The organism is Phenylobacterium sp. (genome assembly GCF_037968635.1).
Taxonomy (GTDB): domain Bacteria; phylum Pseudomonadota; class Alphaproteobacteria; order Caulobacterales; family Caulobacteraceae; genus Phenylobacterium.
Map to the genome: position 1 here is coordinate 1 of NZ_JBBKVV010000157.1, position 10,237 is coordinate 10,237.

Genomic DNA, 10,237 nt, shown 5'->3' on the forward strand with positions numbered 1-10,237 from the left:
GCCCACCGCACCGGACGACGCCGCCAGGGCCGCCGAGCCGACCCTTGTGGCGCAGGCCGCCGGCGGGGGCGCGGACCACCTTCAGGGCGGCGACGGGAATGACGTCTTGGTGGGCGGCGCCGGGAACGACAGCCTCAACGGCGGCGGCGGCGCCGATCACCTGGTGGGCGGCGCGGGCGACGACACCCTCTCCGGCGGCGGCGCGGGTCCGGGCCAGGTCGACCTGCTGGAGGGCGGCGCCGGGAATGACCAGATCCATATGGCCGCCAATGTCGTGGCCGTCGGGGGCGCGGGCGACGACACCTTCGTGCTCGAACTTCCGCAGGACGCCAAGGTCGAGGCGACCCCCCCGCCTCAGCACCCCTTCGGCGTGATCCTCGACTTCACCGCCGGCGACCGGCTGGCGGCCGCCAATGGCCATGCGGTCAATGTCCTCAGCGCCACGGCCCAGAACGACGTGCTGAGCACGCTGCGCGGTTTCACCTTCACCGGCCGCACCCCGCCTCCGCCGACCCCCGGCTACCGGGTCGAGGTCGACCTCGACGGCGACAACCAGGCCGACGGCTTCCTGCTCGTCGCCGGAACCGGGGTCGCGGGCCTGCTCAACCGGCTCCCCGGCGGCAGAGGCCCCCATCCCGACCCCGGCGCGGACCACACCGACCCGGTGATCTCGACGCCCCATGTCGCGCCGCCGCCCGGTGACTTCCTGGGTTAGCCCGCGCGGCGGTTCAGGCTTCTTCCCCCACCATCGCGCGCGCCACCGCCTCGGCGACCTTGATGCCGTCGATGGCGGCCGAGAGGATGCCGCCGGCATAGCCCGCCCCCTCGCCGGCCGGGAACAGACCGGCCAGGTTCAGGCTCTGGAAGTCCGCCCCACGGGTGATGCGGATCGGCGAGGAGGTCCGCGTCTCCACCCCGGTCAGCAGGGCGTCGGGGTCGTCATAGCGCGGGATCTTGCGGCCGAAGACCGGCAGGGCCTCGCGCATGGCCGCCGCCACATAGTCGGGCATCAGGGCCGCCAGGTCGGTGGGCCGCACGCCCGGCTTGTAGCTCGGAACCACACTGCCCAGATCGCGCGAGGCCCGCCCCGCCAGGAAGTCCCCCACCCGCTGTCCTGGCGCGTGATAGCCGCCGCCGCCCGCCACGAAGGCCGCGCTCTCCAGCGCCCCCTGCAGGGCGATCCCGGCCAGGGGATGGTCGTCGCCATAGTCGGCGGGATCGATCCCCACCACGAAGCCGGAATTGGCGTTCCGCTCGTTGCGCGAATACTGGCTCATGCCGTTGGTGACGACGCGACCGGGCTCGGAGGTCGCCGCCACCACCGTGCCGCCGGGGCACATGCAGAAGCTGTAGACCGTGCGGCCGTTGGCGCAGTGGTGCGACAGCGAATAGGAGGCCGCCCCCAGGTCCGGGTGCCCCGCGCAGGGGCCAAACAGCGCCTTGTCGATCCAGGACTGCGGGTGCTCGATGCGGAAGCCGATGGAGAACGGCTTGGCCTCGATATGGACGCCGCGGTCGTGCAGCATGGCGAAGGTGTCGCGCGATGAATGGCCGACCGCGAGCACCACATGGTCGGCCGCGATGACCGCCCCATCCTTCAGGCGCAGGCCCACCAGCCGCCGCGCCCCGCCGGGCGCCGCCTCGATCTCCACGTCGGTCACCTGATGGCCGAACCGGTACTCCCCGCCCAGGGCCTCGATCTTGGCCCGCATGGCCTCCACCATGGTCACCAGGCGGAAGGTGCCGATATGCGGGTGCGCCTCGGTCAGGATCTCAGCCGGCGCCCCGGCTTCCACGAACTCGGTCAGCACCTTGCGCCCGAGGTGTCGCGGGTCCTTGACCTGGCTGTAGAGCTTGCCGTCGGAGAAGGTCCCGGCCCCGCCCTCGCCGAACTGGACGTTGGACTCCGGGTCCAGCTCGCCCCGGCGCCACAGGCCCCAGGTGTCTTTCGTCCGTTCACGGACGGCCTTGCCGCGATCCAGGATGATGGGGGCAAATCCCATCTCCGCCAGGATCAGTCCGGCGAACAGCCCGCAGGGCCCGGCCCCGATCACCACCGGGCGTGGGCCGCCTCCGGCCGGCGCCCTGGCCACCGGTCGATAGGCGGTGTCGGGGGTGATCCGCAGATGCGGGTCTCCGGCCATCCGCGCCAGCACGGCCGCCTCGTCCGCGAGCTCCACATCGACGATATAGACCTTGAGGATCGCCGCCTTCCTGCGCGCGTCATGCGCCCGCTTCCAGACCTCCCAGCGGAGAACATCGCCAGCGCCGACCCCCAGCCGCGCGGCGATCGCCGCCGGCAGCGCCTCCGGCCCATGGTCGAGCGGCAGCTTGAGTTCTGAAATCCGCAGCATGGCGGTTCTTTAGCCGCTCCTGGCGGGCGGCGCACCCTCACCGTCATCGCGACTAGAACGAGGATACGACCTTGATATCGGGCATGCCGACCACGCGGAGGGGAATCTCGAAATAGGCTTCGACGTTCCTGCGCGCGCGGTCCTTGGCCAGGTCCACCAGCACCTTCTGCTGCGCCTGGCGGATGAACGCCTTGCGGGCGGTCCTGTAGTTCAGCTTACTCAGTTCGTGAACGATGTCGGCGTTCAGGGTCAGCAGGCCGCCGTTCGCCGCCCGTGATCGCTCCGGCTGGAACGCCGGATCCCCGATCATCAGCGGCGGCAGCTTCACCCGCACCGTCTTCGTCGGTTCATCAAAGGACACGTCCTCCTGCCGCAGCTTCGACATGTCGACGAAGTAGCTGACCGTGGCCGGAACGGTCAGTTCCTGGCTGGTCTTCAACAGCCCCCCCAGGTCGGACTGCTCGGCGGCCACCCGGACATCGCCGGTGTACTGATAGACGATCAGCTTGTTCTCGGCCTGCAGGTTGGTGACCGTCGCCGAAAGCACCCGCTGCGTCTGCTGGCTGAACCGCCCCGTGGCCGTGACCTCGCTGTCGAAACTTCCCCGCTGCGCCGTCCATTGCCCGGCGTAGAAGCCCCCCGCCACCAGGGCCGCCGCGACGCCCAGACGGCCCAGAAATCCAAAAAACGTCCCCGCCATGCCGCCCTCCCCCGCGTCTTTCCGCAACGGGCGGCAATCCACCCGAGACCAAGCTTACCCGGCCTTGGGATAGATCGCGCGATCCCAATGTCGTGCGCGGCGGCTGCCGGTCGCGGGCTTCCATGACGGAGACAGGACAGTGGTGACCCATTTGGGCGGCGGCGCCTCGGTGGGAAGCCAGGAACGCATACGGAATGGTGGCGTTCTTCACCGCGCCGAGTCGGGTATGGACGCTGATCCCCTTGCGTCGTTTCCGTCCTCGCGGCTAGGTCGGGGGCGCAGGCCCGATTTCTGGGAGCGCGAGATTGGTGAGTGAGATGTCAGGCGCCGGAATGTCCACGGCCTTAGGCCCGGCGGCCCCGTGATGCGCTCCGCGGCCTTTCGCGACGCGATCCTGAACGCCTCCCTGGACGCTATCGTCATCATCGGCCAGGACAGCCTTGTCCTGGAGTGGAGTCCGGCCGCCGAGGTCACGTTCGGCTATGCGCGCGACGAGGCGATAGGACGGGAACTGAGCACCCTGATCATCCCGGAGGAGCTCCGCGAGGCGCACCACCGGGGGATGGCGCACTACTTGGCCACAGGCGAAGGACCTGTCCTGGACCGACGCATCGAGGTGCAGGCCATCAACAAGGCCGGTGACCGGCTGCCGATCGAACTGGCGATCAGCCCGACCGAGATCGACGGGCGCATTCAGTTCACCGCGTTCCTGAGGGACATCTCCGAGCGCGTGGCGGCGGAACGGGCGCTGCGGGAAGGGGGCCAGCGGCTGCGGGCGACCCACGAGAACGCCTTCGCCGCCATCGGAGAGGTGGACCAGGCCGGCCGTTTCCTGCGCACCAACGCGCACTTCAGCACGATCACCGGCTACACCGCCCAGGAGCTGTCGGGCCTCACGATCTGGGACATCACCGAACCCGACGACCTTGAGGCTGACCGGGCGATGTTCGCCCGCCAGATGGCCGGCGAGCTGGCCACCTACAGTGTGGAAAAGCGCTATCTTCACAAGAGCGGTTCCACGGTGTGGGTGGAGGTCGCCGCCTCCACCGTCACCGATGAATTTGACCGCCCTCTCTACGGTGTGCGGGTCGTGCGCGACGTGAGCGAGCGCCGAACCTGGCTCGAACATCAACGCCTGCTGATCAACGAACTGAACCACCGGGTGAAGAACACCCTGGCCACGGTTCAATCCATCGCCGCCCAGACCCTGCGCGCGGCGACGGACACCACCTCGGCCCGATACGACCTCGAGGAACGGCTGGCGGGTCTTTCCCGCGCCCACGACGTCCTGACCCGCGAGAGCTGGGAGCGCGCCGGCCTGGTGGAGATCGTGAGCCAGGCGCTGCAACCCTATCGACCGGCGCAAGCAGATCGCATCCTGACCCAAGGGCCCCAGGTGTGGCTCGGCCCCCGGTGCGCCTTGGCTCTGGCGATGGCGTTTCAGGAGCTGGCGACCAATGCGGTGAAGTACGGCGCGCTGTCAGTGGACCAAGGCGTCCTCGAACTCCGCTGGCATGTGGCGGGTGACGTCGGCGCGCGCGTGTTGAATCTCCATTGGACCGAGGACCGAGGGCCCACCGCCAACGAGCTTCGCGGCGAGGGCTTCGGGATGCGGCTGCTGAAGCAAAGCCTGGCCCGTGAACTCGGCGGCCGCGTCGAGCTCGACTTCCGGCCCACCGGGTTGGTCTGCCAGATCAGCGCGCCGTTGGATTGACGGTGAATTTCCCTGCCCCCTCGCGAAGATTGGGGAAATTACGGTGACAGTGCACTAATTGACGCCCTGATCCGCTCGTGCCACCGTCCGCGCATGGCACGCATGGCTCGCACGGTCTTCGAAGGGGTTCCCCACCACGTCACACAGCGGGGCAACGGCCGGGGGCGGACCTTCTTCGGCGAGGACGACTACCAACTCTACCGCGACCTGCTCGCCGAGAACGCCGCCAAGGCCGGAGTGGAGGTTTGGGGATGGGTGCTGATGCCCAACCACGTCCACCTGATCCTGGTCCCCTCCGACCCCGACGGCCTGCGCCGCTGCCTGGCGCCGACGCACCGCCGCTATGCCGGGACCATCCATGCGCGGGAAAGGCGTAGCGGCCACTTCTGGCAGGGCCGGTTCGGCTGTGTGGCCATGGACGAGGCGCATCTGGGCGCGGCGCTGCTCTATGTGGCCCGCAACCCGGTTCGCGCGCGTCTGGTGAAACGGGCGGAGGACTGGCGCTGGTCGAGCCTGCACGCCTGCCTGGGACACGATGATGGCCTGACGCGCACCGAGCCGGTGCTGTCGCGCTATCCCGACTTCGCCGCGATGGTGGCGCAGGGCGAGGACGAGGCCGCGTCCCTGCGCCTGCGCCGCGCGGAAACCATCGGACGCCCGGTGGGGGACCAGGCGTTCCTGGCGCAGCTCGAAGCCCGCTCAGGCCGGTCGCTTGCCCCCGGCAAACGCGGGCCGAAGCCGAAGATGAGTTGAATGCACTGTCACTGGAATTCCGCGCCACCCTGGCCCCGCTCGCGGCACCTCCGGCCTAGCCCAGCAGGGGCCTGGTCACCACCACCCCATCGTCGATCCCCGCCAGGTGCGCGCCCGCGCTTGACCAGGGCCAGTCCTGCGCGCGCCGGGTCATCCCGGCTGCCACCGGCTTCATCGCCACATAACGGGCCGCCGCCAACAGGTGGCGCTCGTCCATGGCCGTCGAGCTGAACCGCCCCCGCCACAGGTGTCCGGTCAGCTTCAGACAAGCGTGAATGCGGGCGCTGTAGCGCCGGTGCGCCTCGGCGAAAGTGGCCCGCAGGCCATCGGCATGGCTGGGCGTCATGATGAAATGGACGTGGTTGGGCATCAGGCAATAGGCCCAAATCTCAGTTCCCGAGGCCTTGGCCGCTCGCGAGATCAGATCGAGATAGGCGCTGTAGTCGTCGGCGCCGAAGAACACCGGCTCACGGTGATTGCCGCGCAGGGTGACGTGATGCGGAAGACCGGGAACAACCACTCTGGCGAGGCGGGCCACGACGGCGGACTCCTACGGCGTCGAGCCAAGAAGGTAGGAGCTATTTCGTACAGCATCACCGCAATTGCAGCGTAATTCCTTTGAGTTCAATCCTTAGTTTCAGGGGTCGACTACTGAAGACAGAGGCAGGCTAACTTAGCGTTTTGAAAACACCACATCATCAACGTTGAAATGCTCGCACTGCGCCACCGAAACACATAGCGTTCTTGCCTCTCTGATTTCAGGAAACTCCGCAATCAGTTCCGCACAAGTAATTTCACACTCTTCAATGTCATCATCCGATGGATCTCCCTCTACGCAGTATATAACATTGAGCATGCCATCTTTGGAATTAAAATTCGCCAGCACACGATTGATCCGATCATTCAAGTTTCTTCGCGCTATAAGTTGCGCCGACCTCCTGAATACTTCTTCGTCCATCTCATTACCGTTGCTTTGGGTTGGCGGGGACAGTATTACGGTGACAGTGCATTCAATTGTGTTGCACGCGGCAAGCGGTCTCGACCCAGTGGCGACTTGTATTGAATGCACTGTCACCGAATTCCAGGATTGTCCGCGAACCAGCGGACGGCGCGACCCCTCATCCGACCCTGCTCCGCCGGGCCACCTTCTCCCGCAAGGGGAGAAGGAAACTCACCCCGCGATCGCCGCCGCGTCCCTGTCGCCCGTCCGGATCCGCAATGCCTGTTCCAGATCCAGCACGAAGACCTTGCCGTCGCCGATCTTGCCGGTGTTGGCGGTGCGGGAGACGGCCTCGATGACGCGTTCGGCGATGTCGTCGGGGACGGCGATCTCCAGCTTCACCTTGGGCAGCAGCTTCACCTCGTACTCGGCGCCGCGATAGACCTCGGTCTTGCCGCGCTGGCGGCCGTAGCCGCGCACCTCGGTGACGGTCAGGCCCGAGGCGCCGGCCTCGGTGCAGGCGTCCAGCACCGCGTCGAGGCGGCTGGGCTTGATGATCGCGACGATCATTTTCATGGGCGGATCTCCGGCTGGGCCGTCTTGAGGGCGGCCGCGTAAGGCCCCAAGCTAGGGCGAACCGCCGCCGGCTCCAAGGGGGGCGCTAGTCAGATTGCGGGGGCGCCCGCGAAACAGGCGCCCGCCCGGCCGGCAGCGGATTGAGCGCCGGGACCGCCACGCGGACGCGGGCGCGGTGGGCGCGGGGCTTGACGGCGAAGGTCTGCTTCACCGCCTCGATCAGCATCAGGCCCGAGAACCCCGGCCACAGGCGCGAGCCGGCCTGTTCGAACCCCTCGGCCCAGCCGGCCATCCAGGGGACCGGCGGCACATAGAGGGCGCGTGTCCAGCCCGAGGGCTCCAGCTCGGCCTCCCGCAGCAGTTCGGCCAGCTGGCTGCGCGTATAGGGGCGGCCGTGGCCGAAGGGGGTGGCCTCGGCGTTGGCCCACAGGCCGTTGCGGGCCGCCACCACCACGATCACCCGGCCCGAGGGCGACAGCACCCGCCAGACCTCGCGCAGCAGGCCCACCGGATCGGGGCTCTCCTCCAGGGCGTGGACCGCCAGGATGCGGTCGAAGAAGGCGTTCTGGAACGGCAGGGCGTCCTCGGCGGTCAGGGCCGCCAGGTTGCGATCCCCGGCCGGCCAGACCTCCACCCCCTGCTGGGCCGGCATGGCCGCCACCACCCGGCGGGCGGCGGGCCGCAGGGAGCCCAGGAACGGGGTGGCGTAGCCGAGGCCGAGGATATCCAGGGCATGGCCGTCGCCCCAGGTCTCCAGCACCTTGCGCGCCGTCATCTCGCGCGCCGCCCGCCCCAGCTTGGAGGCGTAGAACTGTCGAAGCTCGAGGACGTCGCGGCGCATGAAGGGAACTTAGGGCGGGGTGAGGAAAAGTGGGAGCCCCGCTCGCACCCCGCCCCACCTCTAAATAGGCGGCCCTCGACTTATCGCGACCCCCAACCTAAGTCCGAGGGGTCGATCCGAGGAGGAAAGCCCATGTCGGTCACCATCCACCAGTTCCCCTGCCTGTCGGACAATTACGGCTTCCTGGTGCGCGACGACGCCACCGGCCTGGCCGCCTGTATCGACACGCCGGACGCCGACGCCATCCTGGCCGAGCTGGCCAAGCTGGGCTGGAAGCTGGACCTGATCCTCAATACCCACTGGCACCCCGACCACGCCGGCGGCAACGCGGCGATCAAGGCGGCCACCGGCTGCACGGTCGTCGGCCCCGCCGAGGTGGAGCGGCTGTCGCCCGTCGACCGCAAGGTGGCCGGCGGCGACAGCGTCAAGCTGGGGGAGACCAGCTTCGAGGTGATCGAATCGGGCGGCCATACGCTTGGCCACATCGCCTTTTACGACGCGGCCGACCAGGTGGCCTTCGTCGGCGACACCCTGTTCGCTCTGGGCTGCGGGCGGCTGTTCGAGGGCACGCCGGCCCAGATGTGGGACAGCCTGTCGCGCCTCACCGCCCTGCCCGACCAGACCGCCGTCTACTGCGCCCACGAATATACCGCGTCCAACGCCCGCTTCGCCCTGTCGGTGGATGCGAGCCCGCAGCTGAAGGCCCGGACCGAGGCGATCTTCGCGGCCCGCGAGCGCGGCGAGTGGACCGTGCCCACCACCATCGGCCTGGAAAAGGCCACCAACCCCTTCCTGCGCGCCCCGGTCCTGAAGCCCGGCATGGCCCCGCACGAGGCCTTCGGCGCGGTGCGCGCGGCCAAGGACGCCTTCAAGGGCTAGGCGGGCCAGGCCCGCTCAAGGAAGGCCCGCAACTTGGCGTCGCCGGCCTCAGTGATCGGGTAGTCCACGTCGAGGGCGGCGCAGGCCGCACGCCCCTCGACCACCAGGGCGTCCAGGATCTTGAGATGGGTGGTCAGCAGCGCGCGGGCGTCCCGCGCGGCGACCCCGGCCAGCACCTCGCCGGTCAGCGAGTCGAGGGTGGCGCGATGGGCCTCCGTGAGACGCCGGGACAGCGAAAACGGATTCTGATGGAAGTTGCCTGGGTCTAGCTGCAAGGCCATGAGCTGGGCGAGCTGCGCATTGACCAGGTCCAGTTCGATCATGGCGAAGGTCGACCACTGGCCACGCCTCAACGTCCGCAGCGGCCAGGTGCCGCCCTGCCGGGTCATGCGCAAAATGACCTCCAGCACACGCCCGATATAGGCAAAAGGCGGTCGCCAGTCGGTGTTCAGGCGGGCAGCCAGGCCGGTCTTGTCCACCCGAACGTCTGCGACAGGACGCGGCTCTCCCACTGCGGACGCGGCCTCGAAATAGAGGTCCAGCCGCACACCACCATCGAGCAGGGCGTGAACGCATTTCAATCCGGGGGTCGTGCCGTCCGACCAGGCCAGGATCGGGCGAAGGTCCGATACGATCGCCTCACGCGCAGCGAACACTTCGGTGAGAGCGGCGTCGGACACCACCAGATAGGCGTCGATGTCAGAGAGCGGGTCGGCGTCTCCTCGGGCCAGGCTGCCCTGCAGCCAGAGCCCTTCGATGCGGGGATCGTGCTCCGCGAAAGCGGCTAGGGCCGCCAGGGTCTCGTCCCGCTCGCGGATGAAATCGACGTCGTGCATGGCCGCTTCCCTCTCAGGGCGCGAACCTGGGCGGTCAGGCCGATATTGGCAAGGCGGCCTAGCCGCCGTCCGCGACCAGGCCGCCGGGCGGCTTGGACATCCAGATCACCGCCTCGGTGTTCACCAGGGCGGCGTCGGCCTCGAAGGGGTTCAGCCGGCGCGCCCAAGGGCGCGACGTGACGGGACCTCGACGGTCACTTATTGGTCTAGGTCGGTCGGCACGAGCCCTTACGGACGTGGGGTTCATCGGGACCTGACCGCCTCCGAAGGCCCCTCTCTTCCATCCGTGGCCGCCACCATGTCAGCGGCTGCCGGCCGCCGCCATGATCCGGTCTGAGGAGGGGCGTCCGGCCAGGCCGTCATCGGGGGTGATGGTGATGCGCATGACCCCCTGGTGAACCGCGGCGCCGGGCCTGTGGCCCTCCACCAGCTTGACCTTGCTGAAGCGGGCGAGGAGGTCCTGGCCGCCCGGCCGCTTGGACAGCCGGATCACCGCCTCCGACGTCACCAGGGCGGCATCGGCCACCAGGGCCGAGGACTCCGGCGAGGCGTCGGCCTCGAAGGGGATCAGGCGGCGCGCGGCCCGGGTCGCCCGGGCGCTGGCCTGGGCCAGGCGCTCCAGCAGTTGCTGGGGTCCCAGGGTG

12 protein-coding genes and 1 pseudogene are annotated in these 10,237 nt (G+C 68.7%); 4 read left to right on the forward strand and 9 right to left on the reverse strand.

What is annotated here, in order from left to right; all coding sequences use genetic code 11:
* Window positions 1-715: pseudogene (locus AAC997_RS17780) on the forward strand (hypothetical protein); the annotation flags it as partial.
* A 13-nt stretch (window positions 716-728) separates the two neighbouring features.
* On the opposite strand, the gene AAC997_RS17785 reads toward AAC997_RS17780, so the two are convergent.
* Complete coding sequence (locus AAC997_RS17785; protein ID WP_340647041.1) at window positions 729-2,354, reverse strand: NAD(P)/FAD-dependent oxidoreductase; 1,626 nt, start codon at window positions 2,352-2,354, stop codon at window positions 729-731.
* 52 nt (window positions 2,355-2,406) lie between these two features.
* Window positions 2,407-3,054, reverse strand: coding sequence for a DUF4230 domain-containing protein (locus AAC997_RS17790; protein WP_340647042.1), 648 nt, complete (start codon window positions 3,052-3,054; stop codon window positions 2,407-2,409).
* Between the two features lie 364 nt (window positions 3,055-3,418).
* Here AAC997_RS17790 and AAC997_RS17795 point away from each other — a divergent pair, with 364 nt between their 5' ends.
* Window positions 3,419-4,768, forward strand: a complete 1,350-nt coding sequence (locus tag AAC997_RS17795; protein ID WP_340647043.1) for a PAS domain S-box protein — start codon at window positions 3,419-3,421, stop codon at window positions 4,766-4,768.
* A gap of 93 nt (window positions 4,769-4,861) precedes the next feature.
* Entirely contained in the window at window positions 4,862-5,521 is a 660-nt protein-coding gene (locus AAC997_RS17800; RefSeq protein WP_340647044.1) for a transposase, read from the forward strand.
* Window positions 5,522-5,576: 55 nt separating this feature from the next.
* On the opposite strand, the gene AAC997_RS17805 is transcribed toward AAC997_RS17800, so the two are convergent.
* The 4 genes from AAC997_RS17805 to AAC997_RS17820 all read right to left on the reverse strand — a co-directional run bounded on the left by AAC997_RS17805 (window position 5,577) and on the right by AAC997_RS17820 (window position 7,878).
* Entirely contained in the window at window positions 5,577-6,059 is a 483-nt protein-coding gene (locus tag AAC997_RS17805; RefSeq protein ID WP_340647045.1) for a transposase, read from the reverse strand.
* A 135-nt stretch (window positions 6,060-6,194) separates the two neighbouring features.
* The gene (locus AAC997_RS17810) at window positions 6,195-6,479 is read right to left on the reverse strand and encodes a hypothetical protein (protein WP_340647046.1); all 285 of its coding nucleotides are present in this window, start codon (window positions 6,477-6,479) and stop codon (window positions 6,195-6,197) included.
* A gap of 213 nt (window positions 6,480-6,692) precedes the next feature.
* Complete coding sequence (locus tag AAC997_RS17815) at window positions 6,693-7,037, reverse strand: P-II family nitrogen regulator (protein WP_340647047.1); 345 nt, start codon at window positions 7,035-7,037, stop codon at window positions 6,693-6,695.
* 85 nt (window positions 7,038-7,122) lie between these two features.
* A complete protein-coding gene (locus tag AAC997_RS17820; protein ID WP_340647048.1) occupies window positions 7,123-7,878 on the reverse strand; it encodes a class I SAM-dependent methyltransferase in 756 nt (251 codons plus the stop codon).
* A 132-nt stretch (window positions 7,879-8,010) separates the two neighbouring features.
* Between AAC997_RS17820 and gloB the strand changes: the two genes are divergently transcribed.
* Complete coding sequence (gene gloB / locus AAC997_RS17825) at window positions 8,011-8,757, forward strand: hydroxyacylglutathione hydrolase (protein WP_340647049.1); 747 nt, start codon at window positions 8,011-8,013, stop codon at window positions 8,755-8,757.
* Here gloB and AAC997_RS17830 read toward each other — a convergent pair.
* From AAC997_RS17830 to AAC997_RS17840, 3 genes are all read right to left on the reverse strand, one after another.
* Window positions 8,754-9,593: a nucleotidyltransferase domain-containing protein gene (locus AAC997_RS17830; RefSeq protein ID WP_340647050.1), complete on the reverse strand. Its 840-nt coding sequence runs from the start codon at window positions 9,591-9,593 to the stop codon at window positions 8,754-8,756. The two genes, gloB and AAC997_RS17830, sit on opposite strands and share 4 nt — an antisense overlap.
* 58 nt (window positions 9,594-9,651) lie before the next feature.
* Complete coding sequence (locus tag AAC997_RS17835) at window positions 9,652-9,840, reverse strand: hypothetical protein (RefSeq protein WP_340647051.1); 189 nt, start codon at window positions 9,838-9,840, stop codon at window positions 9,652-9,654.
* Window positions 9,841-9,894: 54 nt separating this feature from the next.
* Window positions 9,895-10,237, reverse strand: a 343-nt coding sequence (locus AAC997_RS17840; RefSeq protein WP_340647052.1) for a DUF4908 domain-containing protein, incomplete at its 5' end; no start/stop codon positions are given.